This window comes from Alteromonas nitratireducens, assembly GCF_040812025.1.
Taxonomy (GTDB): Bacteria; Pseudomonadota; Gammaproteobacteria; order Enterobacterales; family Alteromonadaceae; genus Alteromonas; species Alteromonas nitratireducens.
This window is the reverse complement of sequence record NZ_JBFNPK010000001.1, coordinates 23,759-41,002: the sequence shown is the minus strand read 5'-3', so window position 1 is coordinate 41,002 and position 17,244 is coordinate 23,759. Positions and strand designations below refer to the sequence as shown.

The window sequence follows — 17,244 nt, the reverse complement described above, 5'->3', positions numbered from 1 at the left end:
TACGCTTATTGCAGCCGATACCTATTGACTGCCTGCTTCTTGTTTTACCGCATTTTTCCGGGGCTTTGGTTATGGTGAAGCCCACACAGCAAGCGGGATTAATACCTATTGGGCGCGTTCTGATGCGCCATCGGACTGATTTTCCTGAAAATACCGCGTCAGTGCGAGCTGACGCAGGAATTGTTCGCGTGACAGTGGCGTCAGTGGCGTGCCTGCCGGCTGCCAGCTGAGTGCACCTTCGACTTTACGGTATTTGGGTAATTGCCATGGCACGATACTGAGCACGCTTGGCTGCTCTTTGTTTCCGCGAATGGTTGTCTCAAGCCGAATCGGCCCGTCATTGTCCTGGTCGGCCTGCGCCGTGACACAGAAGAACATGAGCGTAAACGCCAGAAATAAAACGTGTTTGCAAGATGTCATTGTGTCCCCCGCTCGTCCGCGGCCAGCTGACGTTCCAGATCAGTCACCCAGCGTGTTACCTGTTTCATTCGCTGTGGTTTGCCGTCGGCCTCTGCCAGTGTCAGAAACACTCGGTACTCGTTCAGTGCGTCGGCTTTGTTGCCGGTGTAAAGATCGTACAGGATCCCCAGGTTGTAATGGGCAGGTGCGAACCCCATCCATGCATTGATTGCGCGCAGATAGAGCGCTTTTGCCTGCCCGAACTCGCCCCTTTCGCGCGCGTACGTCCCCAGACGATTGAGGGCAAAATAGTTGTTCGGGTTTTTCTCTAGCGCGGCCTGATAGTGCGTCTCAGCCCGTGAGTGCTCCCCCTGACTGGCCGCGATATCCCCCCGCAATACCCATACTGCCGAGGGGAGCTCCGAATCTGATGTCAGCTGCATAAGAATGCGCTCGGCTTCAGCAGCCTCACCCTGCTCAAACGTTGCCAGCGCCTCGCGGAACGCGGCCTGCTGCTTTTCGCTGAAAGGCAGCTTCGACATCTGATACGCGTTATGTGCCAGGTGGTACGCGCTGCCCTGACCCGCCTCTGCGCCGGGCTGTTCAGACGGCAAGGCAGCGGCAGTGCTATCCGGTGCGGGCGCAGGAACACTACTGCAACCGCTGACAATGAGAAGTAGCAAAACACTCAGGTAAGAAATAAACGGTCGCGACTTGTCAGTAATGTTCTGCACTGAGCACCTCCCTGTATTCCGGTTTGCGGTAACGCGCTGGCATCAACTCTGAAAGCTGCGTGAAGCTTGCCTGTACCCACGTATCAAATATCCCGTCCCAGCTGCGTCTGGCATTCGCCTCAAGCAGCGCAATGGCTTGTTCCTCAAAGGGATACGCCTGCTCTTCCAGCAGCAGGTTATACTGCTCAAGCTCAAGCGCCGAGAGCCCGTCCGGCCGGTCTGAGGCAAGCAGATCTTTCGCCAGCGTGCGATACAGCACACCAAGCTGGTGTCCGGCCATCGTCACATAGTCACGCACGCCGTAGGCAAGTACCTTGTTATGCGCGGTTACCGCGTGGGTCAGCGCATCGCGTTTCTGTTGCAGACGCTTTGCCAGTGGCTGGGTAAGTTTAATCGCAGTAAAGGCATTGCGGGCATCATCAGCAAATACCATGGCGGCCTGAGCAGCCAGGGTTTGGGAACGGCGTGTCTGCTGCGATCCCGCCTCATCATGACCTTTGATCAGCTTGTTCAGCCAATATCGCCGCTTGCTGTCCTCGCCGCTTTCGCGATAGAACTCACTAAGGGTAAAACGCACTTCCATCACTGTTTCAAATGGCGCCGGATAGGTGTGCGCATAGGTGCGATACGCAGGCAACGACTGTGATCTGTCTCCGCCTTTTTCAAAGTAGTCAGCCGCGAGCAACAGGGCTTCCCGACCTGCATCCTGCTGTGGCGTTTGCTGCCACTGACGATAAAGAATATCGGCAGCACGCTGCCACTGCTGTGTTTGCTCGAAGATAAACAGCAACTTGGTATCCAGTGACGCGGTAAGCGCGTGTCCTGCAAAGCGGGTGGCAAAATCCTCAAACAGACGCTGCGCCTCGTCATAGCGCTGCAGACTCAGCAGGTAAGTCGCCGCGTCGTACTGGGCAGTAATCCTCACATCGACATCCGGCGTTGTTGTCATGATGTTGTTCAGATGGCGCACCGCCGTTGCCAGGTCATTCTGTTCAACGGCCTGTTGCGCCTGTTTGTACATACTGACCGCATAGTTGCGTGTCAGCGCCCCGTAGTCCTCATCGTCTTTTTTCATGCTGGCCAGCAGGCTGGCGTAGCTCGCCTCTGCCGCCACAAAGTTTTCCAGACCGAAATAACTGTGCGCCTGGACAAGCCGGGCTGAATGCTGCACCGATGCGTCAGGTTGTTGTGCAACGCCATCCGGAGGCGACAGCAGCCAGTGGCTGTAGTTCAGCGCATCCTGATACTGTCTGATGTCGAATTGCTGCTGCATCAGTGTCTGTACCACGGCGATGGCGCGCGGATCCGAAACAAAGGTGCTGATAAACGCATCCCGGCTGTTGCGCTGTTTTTCCTGCCATGACGTTGTCTCGTCATTGCCCACCTCGTCAAGCAAAGCCTTATACGACAACAGCGCCGTGTAGGCTCCGTCGCTGGCAAGCGGGTGCGTAGGATACGCATAGGCAAAGGTCTCATAGTGCATAATGGCGCTGGCAAACTGGCCCGCCTGATAGTAGCTTTCAGCCAGATTGAACTGCATACGTGGCCGTTTTTCATCGTCCGGGAAGGTGTCGATGAACTCAAGATAATAGCCTGCCGCATCGGCATAAGCCTGCATCGCCTGCGCCTGCAGCGCAGTGTCCGGCAGATTTTTTAATGCTGGCGGCAGGTCGTCCCGGCGTTCAGGGTTTTGCAGTTGCTGGGCAAGGCTGTGATGAGCCTGCGCGAGTTCCTGTAAATACTGATGAAGATAGGGTGCAGCGCGCTCTCTGTTTTGCTGCGCTACTGCATTAAAATTGCCCGTGGCCGCACCAAATGTAGATATGAACCCCGCTTTCGCTGACATCACTTCGCTGGGGAAATCGCCCAGAATAAACGCATCGATATGTTTTACGTAAAAAGGCACTGCCTCGGGATGTCCGGCATGTGTCCGGGCAAACGCAAGGTACGCATCCGCGGCATCAAGATAACGGTCATTGTCGAGATGTTGCTGCGCCAGCTCATTGTAAACCAGATAGCTGTGTGGCTTGTCGCCCTGTTCGTCGTAAAAGTCAGTCACCGCCTGCCCATTACCGCGGTAAGAAAACAGACGTGCCATAACGCGCAAACTGTCGCGCACCAGCTTTTGCTGCCCCTTCGGCAAACCGTCGATATCGGGTATATCGCCGGCGACCGGCAGCCTGCCAGTCGTCGATGCAAAACTGGCGGTCAGCATAGTGTCAAATGCGACGAGTGCCTGCTGCTGTCGTTCTAACTTGTAATACGCCCATCCCTGCATGTAGGCGGCCATCGTATGGAACGTGTCATACGTAGTTGTTGTAATCACATTGCCGTACGCTTCTGCCGCTCGCCGATAATCCCCTTCACTGAACCAGGCTTCACCCAGTCTGAACCAGGCTTCTCTGGCATACACTGAATCAGGCTGAAGGGTAAGCAGCTCGTTCAGCAGAGCGGCGCTTTCCTGGCGGTTGCCCTGTAACTCGTAGGCACGGGACAACTGGTACAACACGTCTGCCCTGGATGTCTCATCAGGATACTGCTCAAGCACCTTATGATACGCACGCACTGCACGCTGATACACCGCCTCACTGTCAGTGCCTCCGGTAGTACCGTTCATCTGCTGTTCTTCCGCCAGCAGCATCTCAACGTCTGCCAGGCGAAGCGCTATCTGTCGCGACAGACTGCTGTCGTCGACCTGCGATATCAGTGACGCATAGCCATCACGAATGGTGCCAAGCGCAGCCGGCGCCAGCGTTGTTTTTTCGACAACCAGCGGAGTTACCGCCAGTGAACGCAGCAGTGGCGCCCCGTTATTGGCGGTCGGCGGTTGCGTTTGCGGGGATGTCATCCAGCAGCCAGACAGCCCCAGTGTGGCAATCACAACCAGATGGATTGGCGCACATGTCAGCGCTGGCAGCGACTTATTCATGTCCTGCCTCCACGTCGGTTGTACGCTGAGTCACAGTCCCCTCTGACGCACCGCGCCAGCGATCCTGCAGTTGCAAAATGGCCAGACGGCTCCTGGTCAGCTGCCTGGTCAGGTAGTCATGACGCGCATCAATAGCGGCCATGGCCTGTTGTGTCAGTGTTGTCTCAAGTGCCGAAATCAGCGTTCGGGTTGTGGTTTGCTGGTGTCGCACACGCTCGCTCAGTAATGCCACGCGTTCGCGCTGCGCGCCTGTTACATTGTTCTTCGCCAGTAATGTCGTAAAGCGTGACTGTCGTACCAGCGCTTCATCGAGCAGAGCGTCAGCCTGGCTCAGTGCCTGTTGATGCTGCCATTGCGCTTTGTTGCTCTGTTCGGTCAGCTGCCACATCACAATCCCTTTCAGACGACTAAGCCGTTTTGCATAAGACGGTCGCAGGGTGCGTGCCTGTGCGAGCCGCTGATAACGGCTGCTCGCGCGCTCAAGCCGCGCCAGCAACCCAAGCTGGACCTCATCAGCATAAGTGGCAAGTGCACTGATGTAGGTTTGATCATCGGTGGGGTCGGCAAGCCCTCTGGCCGCAGCATCTACCCGGCTTTTAAGGGCATTCAGCGTGTGGCGTAATGTCTTCACGCGCTCTTCATGGGGCTGTACTGTCACTTCTGACGCGCGTCTGGCATGCGTCGCATCACGCTCATCGAGCAGTACTGCGAACGTATTCAGCGTGCGGTGCTGCTGTTCCAGTTGTTCGTCGACCGCGTAAAGTGTTTCAAGCTGCGCGAGGTTATCCTGTTGTGTGTTGTTTTTGAGCAGTAACGCAATCAATACGTCCTGATGCACACCTGGCCAGAGTGTATCCCAGCCAGCGCTTTGCGAGAGCGCAGTCGTGCCATCGTCGAGTGAGTGAACGTTGCCGGCTACCTTTTGCCAGTAGCCGGTCTGTTGCATCGCACTGCGAACACGTTCGGCCTGCCCGAGCGCCAGAGTCAGCTCGTCTGCCAGCGCGGTGAGCACTTCAAGCGCCTGCACTTCCCCGCCCTGCCGGATATAGCCGATAGCCAGCGCATGACGCGCCTGCAGCGTGTAAAGATTGGCGGGCTGTTTTGCCAGGAAGTCCCACACTCCCATTGCCATTGGCCAGTCTTTCTGATTTGCCAGCCCCCAGCCATAGTGCAGCAGCGCCTCATCGCGGATTAATGCGTTGCCGCTGATATTTGCCAGCGCATCAAGCGCATCGGCTACGTAGCCCTGCGCCATACTTGTCAGCCCTTTTGACAGATAAACCTGATCCAATAACCCGTCTGTCTCTGATAACGACACTGGCTCACTGTCATCTGCCGCCCACCAGGAAGACCAGTCGAACCAGGACGGACTGGTTTGAGTCGCCGCACGCGTTGCATGCAGTGCATCAGTAATGCGCTGGAATGTTGTCATCGCCGTATCGAAGTCGTTTTGCTGATACGCTGCTACCGCGTGGTTATACGCGAGATACTGATGGCCAATATGACCAGGCGGTAACGCCGCGCCGAACCGTGCAGAATCATCTCTGCCAAGGCGCATCGCGGCCTCGGCTGCCTGGTAGTGCAGTTCATGCCAGAGTGATGGGGTTAACAGGGTTGAATCCGTGTCAGGATCGGCGGCCAGCAGGGCATCATAAGTATCAATGCCAGCAGCTAAGCGACCTTGTGAAAAATTAAGACGCGCGAGCCAGTAAAGTGCCAGTGGCCCCTGACGGTTATTTTTCAGTTCTGACAGCTGGTTAAGTTGCTGCGCAGCCAGGCGCGGCATACCGTAATGCAGCGCCACGCCCCCCTCCATCAGGCTGAGGGTCATATTCTGCGTGTCGCTCAGCCCCTGCTGTCGTGCCTGTGACATCTTACTCAGGCTGGTCAGTGGATCATCCACGTACAATGAATAGATCGCCTCGCCAAAGCGTGCTGTCTGCTGTCGCTCTGCCTCTGACGCCCCGGCCGCCAGTGACGGCCTGGCCAGGATGACCGGCAGCAACATCAGCACTGACCAAGATAACCGTGTCCGCATTTGCGTCATACCGGCTCAGAGTACGGTTGCCAGAAATTCTGGCTGCTGTTTTGCGGGTGAGTCGGTGATACTCAGTTCCAGCGCCTGCGGTTCATCGGCCTTTTCAAACGACAGGGTCACCGCGCGTTTGTAGGGACGTTTCTCCGGACCAATCCCGATAAAAAATGCGGTCAGCTCATGCTCTCCCTGCGTAACATTGCCCATATAAAGACGCTGCACGCCACCGCGCTGCAAGGCACTCACCTGCTTTTGCGTATACAGATAGTGAGTGACGGTCTCATCGTCGATTTTCAGCTCGACCGCATCCAGCTTGAAGTACGCCCCCACGTCCATCGACAAATACACCGCAACCTGGGTACCGGAGGGATACAGTAAATCTTCTTCAAGAATGAACAGGTCGCGGTTCAGTGCAATCAGCGCCTGTTTAAGATCCTCAATCTGCGCAGTCAGGGGTTGTTCGGCCTCCTGCGCCCGGGCAGTCGCGGATGCGACGGTGAGCGCAATGGCAACGGCCAGCGCAACTATCATCAGACAGTTCGTGATGCCGATGGCTTTTAACAGTGACGGCCTGCGAGGTGTCGTTGAAAAAGGCTGGACGCGCATAACAGACTCCTTAATACCAGATTGAAACATAAGCGCGCAGTACGTTGGCAGAAAAACCAAACAGCGCTTCTTCGCCTACCGGCGCCTCATCAGTCACGTCTCTGAAGTTGTCATAATCAAACTGCATAAAGTCGTACTCCAGATTAAGCGTGCTTTTCTTCACGTATGCCGTTGCTGAAAACGCCCACTCGTAGGTGACACCGACACCGGCTGAGACGCCGGAATAGGTCGACAGCTCTTTATCCCTGGCCATCACATTGAATTCATCCCGACGGGTGAACAGATCCTGATAGAAATCAGCCTGGTCCTGCTGATAAAAGCGAACATGAGCATCAAGGATCCAAGCATCGCCAATGGTGTGGATGTATCCGACTTTGACATTGGTCGCCGTAATTCCCCAGGTATCGGAGAAATAGCGCACATCGCCGTAAATACTTGCGCGATAAGGCAGGTAATAATTGGCGTTCACTGAAAACGCGTTACTTACGCGGGTGTTGGGGTAGATTTCTGTAGTAAACGAAAACCCCCGTTCACTGTCGGCATCCAGATAACGGATGGCGCGGTAGGGGTTGTTGAGATAGCCTTCATCTGACACGTTTTCCGCATTAATACCGACAATCAGATTTTTCGTGACAACCTGAGTTAACCCGACACCAAATTTCTGCCTGCTGGCCTCTTCCAGAAAACTGTCATCGCCGCGCCGGCGAACTTCGTCATCACCGCGCGAATAACTCATCGACAACGTGGTCAGGTCACCAAAAAAGTCCTGGCTGATACCGAGATGATACGAATTGGCTTCGAAGTCGTTTTCACTGGAATTGGTGTAGCTGACATTTATCAGGGTTTTGTTATGCAGAAAGTCTGCGCCAACGGTGGTTTCGGTGCGCTCTTCCCGGTACTCGCTGGCCTGCGCCCGCACGTCAATGGACGCACCAGAAATGGTATCGACATAATAATTCGCCGACAGCGACACTTTGTTACCCACTTTTTTACGCAACAGAACCGACGGACCGTCAATTGAGACACCATCGCCGGAATAACTGTGATACATGGCATCAGAGCGGTCCTGCGGCAGCACGGCAGCCCGGCTCAGCGCACTCACGCTCAGCAGCAACAGCGTAAACAGCAGATTGCGCTTAGTTACAGCCACAGCCGCCTCCCGCGCCACCATCTGCACCGCGCGCCCCCTCACGGGCTTCAAATACGTGCTTGGTATAAGCCAGCGCAATGGGGTTTCTGTTCATGCTCATGATCGGGTCGGCCAGATGGCTCCGCTCATAGGGTTTTACCCATGGCTCGATATCTGTCAGGGTGCTTGTGCATCCGGCGTTCGTCAGCACGCCAGTCAGGACAACCACAGCAAGGCGTTTGGACAATCGCATGGTTATTCTCGCAGCAGCCATTTAATGGCTTTTTCGTAACGTTTTTCATCGCCCGACTTGTACCCCTGGTGTACCAGACGCGTATTGCCGTTCCGGTCAATCACCACCGTGGTAGGCATCGCCGACACGTCATACAGCGCACTCACTTCCCCCGCGGTGTCGTATAACACGGGGAAGCTCACCGTAATATCATCAAGCAGCACGTCGGCCTTGCTGGCGTCATCATCAACATTCACCCCGAGTATTGTGACCCCCAAATCGGCATACTCCTGGTATAGCGCCTCAAATGCCGGCAATTCCTCCCGGCAAGGGCCACACCATGACGCCCAGAAATTCACGATCACAATGTTGCCGGCTTCCTCACTCAGACGCAGGTTTTCACCGCTACGGCTTTTTAGCGTAAAGTCTGCCGCGGGCTGTCCGGACTCTGATGTGGCCGCTTCGGTTGCGGTTGTTGCCGCCAGCACCAGCAGAACGGCCAGCGCGACGGTTAATCCTGAAAAACTGTCAAAAAGCTTAAATTTCATTGCCTGACTCCTCAGAAAAAGAAGGTTGCACCCAGGGTGTACTGAATGTTGTGCGTGTCTTTTTTCTCACCAATGATTTCTGTACTGAAAATGTGATCTTTCACATCCAGTCGCAGTGCAAAGTAGTCGGTCAACAGCACCCGATAACCGCCCCCCAGCGTGAGCGTAAACTGGCTTTCCCCGCCAAAATCGGTACTTCCTCCGCCCAGCGTCAGGTAAAAGTCGGTATTGAACACCCTGCCATCGGTAATAAAGAGTTCGCCGTTGAAGTTGTAGCCGACCGACAGGTCGTAATAGGTGTAATCACGCTCATCGTCGGTCAGGAACGGGGCACCACCGGAGAGAATTTCGAAACTGGTTTTACCGGCTTCGGCCTGCGCATAACTGGCTTCAGCGAACAGGTTTTCAGTAATGTGGTAGGCCAGCGTTACGCCCACAACCGGTGATGAGGAAAAATCCTCAATGCTGATTTGACCGGCAAACACGCCTACTTCAAAATTTTCACTGTCAATGTCGGCATCACGAATATCGCGACGCTCCAAATCCGGTTCGATGACCGGCGTTGATGTTTGCTGAGCCTGCACCTCTGTCAGCCCGGCGACCAGCATCAGCGACACTAAAAAAAGACGGAAAAGCCCAGAGACCATGTGTTTAACTCCTCAAGTTCATCGCGTGCGGTCAGCGCTGTCAGCCGTTTGTACTCAGCGCGCATGACAAAATTTCTTACCAGGTAAACCCGAACACCCAGCCCTACTTCCAACAGGTCACTGGTCCGGGTTTCTGCACCGATTTGCACCAGCGTCGCGCTGGGCTCAGTGCGAATTTGTCCGGCGCCGAGGCTAAAATACGGGCTGGCGCGCCAGTCAGGGAACGTGTCGTGAGTCAGGCGAACAAGCCAGAACCGGTTATCTGAAAAGTCGCCAAGCGCCTGTCCCGCACTGACTTCAGCACTGATATTCTCAGTCATGAACCAGGCGGCACTGAGTGACAGCATATTGACGTCTTCCAGTCGTCCGGCGTGCATTCCCACTTCCCACTGACGAGCCTGATAACCATCAAAACCGGTCTCAGACACGCTGACCGGTCGGTTATTCATGTCACGTGTCGCGATCAGCGAAGCGCGGGCTATCCAGCCTTCTTTGCCATCCGCCGTTCTGACCTTGTACCATCCCGTATGTGCTTTAAGCACAACAATCACCTCGCCGCGCTCAACCACATGAAATACCGGATATTCCGATGCCGGGCCGGTATGCATTTCTGCAAACGGTTCTGCCACGCTCACGCTGACCTCGTCAGCGCGAACGGTGTTAACCGCTATCCCCCATACCACCAGCACGAACATCAGCAGTCTGTTCATTACACTAGTCCTGCGGTACATCAAACGGGTTGTTGTAATACTGCGCGCCAATATCCAGCCACTCAGCGATAAGCCGCAATTCGGCATCGTTCAGATACCCGGCATGGGAGCCGGTCAGGAACAGGTCGAAAAAACGCTGACTGGCAAGCGCACTGGCGGCACGCGCTGCCGGTGGCACCGGAACCGGCACCATCACAGGAATAGGATTACCGTCAGGATCCAGGATCAGCTCGCCGTCCTCATCCCGTTCGTAAATCGGATCGCCATTGCTGTCTGTTGCCTGCACCAGCCTGTCCAGCAGGACACCGTCTACCACCTCGACTTCGTTGTCGGTAAACAGCAGCTCGCGGAAACCGGTAAGCTGGTCCGGGTTATCCAGCGAAGGCTGGTTTGTCAGATCAAGTTGTCCGGCAGGTACCTGTGCATCGCCGTCGGTACTGACCGGCGTATGGCAGCTGACGCAGGTGTGATCGCTGACCAGCATGCCGTCATCGTCCAGGGTGCTGCGGTCAACCTCGAAAACAGGCTGAATATGATCCGGATAATTAATCACAATCCGGCACAGGCTAGTCCAGTTTTGCGCGCAGCTCTGTGACACTGGAATAGCCGATTGCATGTCGCCATAGGCATAGGAAAAAGACGGTGCAGGCGCGGTGGTTGCCGGATCAGCCCAGACATCCTCAAAGGTCATATCCGGTTGCGGGTACATGGCCCCCACTATGCGTGACCGGGTTTCTGCCATGGTCTCACCGATATCTGCAAATAACGCTGGATTTGCGCCCGGATGTGCGCTTCCCGTAGAGGGGGCTCCCTGATTGATTGAGGGGTACTCAGCCTGCTGTCTGCCATGCGGACGGGCGTCATCTGCACTATGGCACCCATTACAGGTTCTTACCTCGCCGGGAACCACCTGCAACCAGTTATCGTGGCGCGGCAGAACACGTCTGCCACGGCTATCCAGAAAACTTAACGACAACGGCAGGTTGGCGGGCACATCCAGCATCACCGAGCCGTCAGGTTCAACCTCGGCGTAGCCAATAATTTCACGCATTAACAGATTGCGCGACGGACCAAAGTCGCTGTTAGACAACTCGACCACATCATCATCCGGAATGGACACGCTTTTTACGACACGCACAAACCTTACCGGACGGTCATCAGGCGCCGTCAGCGCAGGGTTAGCCATCACCTCGAGCCCCATGCTGGTGACGTCTTCTCCGGCAACGTCATACACGCTGCGAATATGAATCCGTCCCAGGTTTTGCTCTGCCAGTCCGGTATCAATGCTGTCTGCCGCGGTATAGTCTGCCGGGAAGTCCCGCTGCTCCATAGCAACCACTTCGGTATAAGCTATCCCTTCCTGCGGTTTGGCAATCACCTGCTGTGTAGTGGATTGTGGATCGTAAATCCACAGCCCATAGAGTACCGGAGCCGCTTCAATTTCCGGGTTTTCCAGAAGCGTTGGTGAACACGGTAAAATTCGGCGCGTCTTGCCCTCTTCCACCGTCTGTTCAGGATCGTACACACGGCACTGACTCCAGGAAAAAAGCTGACGCCGACTGCCATCTGACAACGGATACAGCGCGGCCACGTAGCCGCCGGGTGAAATTGCAGCCTGGGTATCAATATTGTCGAATAGCGCAGGTGTCTGACCCGGCTCGCTAAGACTGTCGCTGCCGGCAACCGGTGTGGTGTTGTCGGTGTAGTTTTCTGTATCGAGCGTATAAAAATTACCACCCAGGGTATCGCGCTCGTACTCCCGGACGGCAGCCAGCACCAGATTGTCCGGCGTTATCCGGCTTTGCACAAAGTGCACGGTGCGATCGTTAAGCCTGTGGCTGTGACGACCATAAACAATTTCGAGCTGACTGCCATCCGGGTTCATCTGGTAGAGATGCATGCCCTTGTCACCCGCTGCGCGATCCCAGCGCGTAAACAGCACCTTGCCACTGGGCAGGACTACAGGGTCGGTGTCGTGGCTCTGGTTGAAAGAGACCTGGGTGATGTCATCGCCGTTGGCGTCCATAACATGCAGCACCGACGCTTCCACACGTAAACTCTCTTCCAGCCCGGCATATTGAGCTTTGCCTTCATCAATGAGAATAGCCTGATTGGTGCGCTGACGTGTAGAACTGAATAAAATGCGCCCATCGGGCAGATACACCGGGCCGGTGTCATCCCCGGCCTCCGCAACAATGTCTGACGCAATAACGCGCCTGAGTTCGTCGGTTACCCGGTCATATTCCCAGATGTTCCAGGTCGGCTGCTCATCATCGTTGGCATCCTCAATCTCGGGCGCACGCATGGCAAACACCAGGCGGGTACCATCGTACGAGACCTCAATATCTTTTACGTCATAGGGAGGAACGACGGGATTACCGTCCGCGTCCACTGGGGTGTCTGCACTGATGAACGCACGATCGGTAATATTGACTTCTTCACTGCTGACCGAGGCCCGTGCTTTGAGGTAGAGCGCAGCGCCGGGAACAAACTGATTCGGCTCACGCAAGTCACTGCTTACTGGTTCGCCATTGTCGTCGGTTGGCAGCGTCCGTTTGATAAACGCAACCGGAATATCAACCACAACCGGATCCGGCTCATCGTTGCTTTGCGTCACAACCGACTCACCACAGCCACCAAGAAGCACGAGGGTGCCAAACAGCAATACTGTTGTCCGTCGAGCTCTGGTTGTGAAGCGTATTACTGCCATTGTGAATTCCGGTCGTTCCCAGCCGTGTCAGCCGGTATAAAAGTATATCAACGCGCCTGAGGCCCCCGTAACTGTGGAGAAACGGCGACACAGGCTAAGTGACGAACAGGTCGTACGCGTTACCTTTCCTGCTTAACAGAATTTCACCACTGTCCGAAGCTCACAAGTTAGATAATCATAAAAAGATATACCCACTCATACCTTTCACACCAAAAACTGACCCGTCTTACACAATAAACCGGGTCTTAAACCGGCATAAAAAAAGTAAAATTTTTATCATTGATGGGATGTCATCCGGTTAGCGTTTCCAAAAAGGCACACCCTTGGTAACGCGTTAAGCTGCTTATATTATTTGTCTGACATCCGGTTTTCATGCGGGAAATTTGATGGCATTTCCAGCGCCGCGTGTGTGAAAAATAAGACACCTTAGACCACATTTCCGCATCCCCAGCCCCTGACCACCCTCCACACCCCTTGATTTTTATGGCCTGGCCTGATTTTTGATTTGGCTATTATCAATAGCAACTAACACGCGTATGACAAATCGCGTGAAGTGACACCGGCAGACACTGATGCAATATCTGACATCGGGCCCGACAATTTTTTTAATCCATTATTACCGCCAGGGATGAGCCGAAAATGAAATAAAAGCAGCCGATAACCCGGACAAAACCTGCGCATCAATTGCATGCAAATACAACAATACGGAGATAACACGCAGCCCCAATAAGTTATTAAAAAAAACACCTAACTAACAAAGACGCTATTTATCGATCATCACGCGATTGCTTTTATTGAAAAGTTGCCGTCATCAGGAGCAAAGACTGTGCGCATCTTGTTTTTATCTTCGGCGCTTCGTGCCACCTATCCCGCTTCGGGCAGACTCAGACCGCTTTCTCTTGCGCTTTGCATTATGGCGCTTACTGTAACGGGGGCTGTTGCCGGTCCACGGGAGCAGGCCGCAAGAATGCACGACAGGCTGGCAGGCGTCCCCGCCAGTGAGGCCGTATTATCGGCAATGCAGCTGGAAATTGAGGCAGGCAATGCCGTCGCGGCTGCCTATATTGCGATGGAAAACCCCGCATTCTACAACACCACGCTAAAAACCTGGGCGGCCCCATGGACCAACGAGGCCTTCGATAAATTTGTCCCGCTGAACGACTATATTGCAACCGTCATTGGCATGGTCAGGGACGATGTTGACTTCAGACAGGTGCTCAGTGGCGACATTTTGTACGTGGGTGAAAACGGACTGGGATTGCCCGCCTACAGCAATAGTAACAACGTGCATTATCAGGCAATGGAGGATCAGGTTGTCGACTTAAGCGAACACCTGGTGCGTACCGCCCAGTCATCAGTTACCGGCTTACCCGCCGAGGCAACTGCTGGCGTGATGACAACCCGGGCGGCAGCGAGGGCGTTTTTTATCGATGGAACAAACCGCGCCATGTTCCGCTTTACCCTGATAAACCATCTGTGCACCGACCTTGAAGGCGTCGCCGATATTACCCGTCCGCCCGATCGCATTCGCCAGGATGTCAGCCGCAGCCCCGGCGGGGACAGTCGCTTATTTCACAACAACTGTGTCAGCTGTCACTCGGGCATGGATCCGCTTGCGCAGGCCTTTGCCTATTACGACTATGACTATGATGCTGACGCTGATCCCGACGGCGACTTTGGCGCTCTGGCGTACAACCGTGCCGGACAGACCGATCCGGTAACCGGCCTGCGCGTGCAGGAAAAATACTGGATCAACAGCAACAATTTTGTGCATGGCTACATCACAACGGATGACGGCTGGGACAACTACTGGCGCTCAGGTCCCAATTACAATCTTGGCTGGTCAGACAGCCTTCCGGGCAGTGGTAACGGGGCCAAATCTATGGGTGAGGAACTGGCAAACAGCCGAAAATTTGCGTCCTGCCAGGTTACCAAAGTGTTCAAAGAAGTGTGCCTGCGCTCCCCTCAGGATGCCAGCGACAGAGACCAGATTACGCAGATGACCGACGACTTCACTGCGGGCGGTTACCGCATCAAATCTGTGTTTGCCCAGGCCGCCAGCTACTGTAAGGGAGAATAGACCATGCATTCATTTGCCCAGCCTGCCCGCTTTCCCCGCAGTATGGTTATCAGCGCGCTGCTTGCTCTGCTGACGGCCTGTGGCGGAGGCGATGTTGAGATAACCAGTACACCACTTCCTCCGCCGTCAGAAGAGCCGGTTGTCAATTATTCGGGTCCGGCGCCAAGCACCGATGATGTTGCCCATTTCAAGCAGGCCCTGTGGGACAATATTGCCACGTCGGACCGCTGCGGCGCGTGCCACATTCAGGGTCAGCAGTCGCCGACGTTTGCCAGAAATGACGATATCAACCTGGCGTACTCAGACACCGGCGCACTGGTGGATTTGTCACGGCCTGATCAGTCTTTGCTGGTTGAGAAAGTGGCTGGTGGCCATAACTGCTGGCTAACCAGCGACAGTGCCTGTGCTGACATTATGACAACGTGGATCAGTGACTGGGCTGCACTGGCGCAGGCGCAAAGTCAGGTGACCCAAATTGAACTGCAGGCACCGGTTGAGCGTGATCCCGGTTCGACGCGCAACTTTCCGGAAAGCCCGGCGCTTTACGAAACCACTGTGTATCCAATTCTTGAGCAGTTTTGTGCCAGTTGCCACAGTAACAGTGCAACTATCCCGATTTCGCCGTATTTTGCCTCCAGCGACATTATGGAAGCCTATGAGGCTGCTAAAGACCGGATAAACCTTGATGTACCTGAGGACTCTCGCTTCGTCGTGCGACTGCGCGATGAGTTTCATAATTGCTGGAGCGACTGTGGCGACGATGCCGCCAGTGTGCGCGACGCCATTATTGCGATGGCAGATCAAATTCCGGTTACCGAGCTTGCCGATAATCTGGTGAATTCTAAAGCGCTGACCCTGTTTGAGGGCACGCTGGCCAGCGGTGGCGGACGCTTTGAACAAAACACCATTGCCAAGTGGGAATTTAAAACCGGCTCAGGCAATACCGCTTTTGATACCTCGGGCGTTGACCCTGCTCTTGACCTGACCCTGTCAGGCGACTACAGCTGGGTCGGCGGGTACGGCATCCGGTTCGGTAACGGCAAAGCCCAGGGCAGTACGTCAGACAGCCGCAAACTGTATGATTTAATTCTGGGTGGCGGTGAGTTTGCCATTGAGGCCTGGGTGACGCCTGCGAACGTGACACAGGAAGGTCCTGCCAGGATTGTCAGTTACTCCGGCGGCAACGACCGGCGAAACTTCACATTGGGACAAACCCTCTACAACTATGACGTACTGCTGCGTCAGGCGAATACCGATGGCAATGGTGAGCCGGCACTCTCAACCGACGATGACGATGAAGTGCTGCAGGCCGCATTACAGCATGTGGTGGTGAACTATGACGCGAACAACCGCCGGCGAATATATGTCAACGGCGCGTTTACCGGTGTCACCGATACTGTAGAGGGCGGCAACCTGCTTGACTGGGATGACAGTTTTGCGTTTGTGCTTGGTAATGAAGTGTCGGGCGGGATCCCATGGGCGGGCACGCTGCGTATGGTTGCCATTCATAACCGTGTGCTCAGTGACACAGAGATTGCACAGAATTTTGATGCCGGTGTCGGCCAGCAATATTTTCTGCTCTTCGGCATTGGCGATTTAATCGACATTCCGGATAGTTACATTGTGCTGAAAGCCAGCCAGTATGACAGTTACAGCTACTTGTTCACTGAACCGTTTTTTATCTCGCTTGACGACAACGCCAACATTACCCGCGTGCCGGTAGAAGGCATGCGTATTGGTATTAATGGCAGGGAGTCGTTTGCGGGACAGGTGTTCTCTCCGCTGTCAGTTACCATCAATGCCGATGATTATACGGCAGGCAGCGGTCAGCCACTGTCACGCCAGGGCACCATTATCCCGCTTGAAAAAGGGCCTGAGCTGGACGAGTTTTTCCTGACCTTTGAAGTACTGGGTGAACATACCGATGTGCGTATTGATGCCCTGCCTCCGGCGCCGGCTGTCCCGGCCGATCTGCCAGCGCAGCCAGATATCGGGCTTCGTCACTTTGCCGAAATTCATGCCACCATGTCGGCACTGACCGGCGTACCGATGGATAATGCAGCCGTCAATGACACTTACAACCAGTTAAAACAGCAGCTCCCCGCCAAAACCGGTATCACCGGCTTTGTGGCGGCGAACCAGATGGCTATCACACAACTGGCCATTCGCTACTGCGATACGCTAATTGAAACCGACAGCCTGAGAACCGCCTATTTCCCGGACTTCGATTTCAGCCGGCCCGCAGATACCGCATACGATGGCGGCCGGCGGGATAGCGTGGTTAACCCCATTCTTTCGACCATGCTTGGCAGCAATATCGCCACACAAGCCGATACTGCGTTGGTTAGCGATGAGGTGAATCAGCTGATTGATCGCCTGACAGCGTGCACCAGCGCGACGTCGTGTGACGTTAAGTATACCCGTACCGTCGCCAAAGCCAGCTGTGCTGCCGTGCTGGGCAGTGCCACAATGTTGATTCAGTAGG

At 54.9% G+C, this 17,244-nt stretch carries 13 protein-coding genes; 2 read left to right on the top strand and 11 right to left on the bottom strand.

Annotated features, from left to right (window positions below):
- Window positions 1-105: 105 nt before the first annotated feature.
- The 11 genes from AB1N33_RS00180 to AB1N33_RS00130 are packed head-to-tail and all read right to left on the bottom strand — an operon-like array spanning window position 106 to window position 12,679.
- Window positions 106-420 (bottom strand): hypothetical protein, encoded by a 315-nt coding sequence (locus tag AB1N33_RS00180; protein WP_411269505.1) that lies wholly within the window; start codon window positions 418-420, stop codon window positions 106-108.
- The gene (locus AB1N33_RS00175; RefSeq protein ID WP_411269504.1) at window positions 417-1,133 is read right to left on the bottom strand and encodes a tetratricopeptide repeat protein; all 717 of its coding nucleotides are present in this window, start codon (window positions 1,131-1,133) and stop codon (window positions 417-419) included. The genes AB1N33_RS00180 and AB1N33_RS00175 overlap by 4 nt, the downstream gene beginning before the upstream one ends.
- Entirely contained in the window at window positions 1,117-4,062 is a 2,946-nt protein-coding gene (locus tag AB1N33_RS00170; protein WP_411269503.1) for a tetratricopeptide repeat protein, read from the bottom strand. The genes AB1N33_RS00175 and AB1N33_RS00170 overlap by 17 nt, the downstream gene beginning before the upstream one ends.
- A complete protein-coding gene (locus AB1N33_RS00165; protein ID WP_411269502.1) occupies window positions 4,055-6,109 on the bottom strand; it encodes a tetratricopeptide repeat protein in 2,055 nt (684 codons plus the stop codon). The genes AB1N33_RS00170 and AB1N33_RS00165 overlap by 8 nt, the downstream gene beginning before the upstream one ends.
- Before the next feature lie 6 nt (window positions 6,110-6,115).
- Entirely contained in the window at window positions 6,116-6,703 is a 588-nt protein-coding gene (locus AB1N33_RS00160; RefSeq protein ID WP_411269501.1) for a hypothetical protein, read from the bottom strand.
- Window positions 6,704-6,713: 10 nt separating this feature from the next.
- Window positions 6,714-7,853: a DUF3570 domain-containing protein gene (locus AB1N33_RS00155; RefSeq protein WP_411269500.1), complete on the bottom strand. Its 1,140-nt coding sequence runs from the start codon at window positions 7,851-7,853 to the stop codon at window positions 6,714-6,716.
- The gene (locus AB1N33_RS00150) at window positions 7,840-8,085 is read right to left on the bottom strand and encodes a DUF4266 domain-containing protein (RefSeq protein WP_411269499.1); all 246 of its coding nucleotides are present in this window, start codon (window positions 8,083-8,085) and stop codon (window positions 7,840-7,842) included. Before AB1N33_RS00150 ends, AB1N33_RS00155 begins: the two co-directional genes overlap by 14 nt.
- A gap of 2 nt (window positions 8,086-8,087) precedes the next feature.
- On the bottom strand, window positions 8,088-8,612 hold the full coding sequence (locus AB1N33_RS00145) for a TlpA family protein disulfide reductase (RefSeq protein WP_411269498.1): 525 nt from the start codon (window positions 8,610-8,612) through the stop codon (window positions 8,088-8,090).
- 11 nt (window positions 8,613-8,623) lie between these two features.
- Window positions 8,624-9,259: an outer membrane beta-barrel domain-containing protein gene (locus AB1N33_RS00140; protein ID WP_411269497.1), complete on the bottom strand. Its 636-nt coding sequence runs from the start codon at window positions 9,257-9,259 to the stop codon at window positions 8,624-8,626.
- The gene (locus AB1N33_RS00135) at window positions 9,229-9,969 is read right to left on the bottom strand and encodes an SH3 domain-containing protein (protein ID WP_411269496.1); all 741 of its coding nucleotides are present in this window, start codon (window positions 9,967-9,969) and stop codon (window positions 9,229-9,231) included. Before AB1N33_RS00135 ends, AB1N33_RS00140 begins: the two co-directional genes overlap by 31 nt.
- Window positions 9,970-9,973: 4 nt before the next feature.
- The gene (locus AB1N33_RS00130; protein ID WP_411269495.1) at window positions 9,974-12,679 is read right to left on the bottom strand and encodes an HzsA-related protein; all 2,706 of its coding nucleotides are present in this window, start codon (window positions 12,677-12,679) and stop codon (window positions 9,974-9,976) included.
- 826 nt (window positions 12,680-13,505) lie between these two features.
- On the opposite strand from AB1N33_RS00130, the gene AB1N33_RS00125 reads away from it, so the two are divergent.
- Window positions 13,506-14,759 (top strand): hypothetical protein, encoded by a 1,254-nt coding sequence (locus AB1N33_RS00125; protein ID WP_411269494.1) that lies wholly within the window; start codon window positions 13,506-13,508, stop codon window positions 14,757-14,759.
- Between the two features lie 3 nt (window positions 14,760-14,762).
- Window positions 14,763-17,243: a LamG domain-containing protein gene (locus tag AB1N33_RS00120; RefSeq protein ID WP_411269493.1), complete on the top strand. Its 2,481-nt coding sequence runs from the start codon at window positions 14,763-14,765 to the stop codon at window positions 17,241-17,243.
- The last annotated feature ends 1 nt before the right edge of the window (window position 17,244 follow it).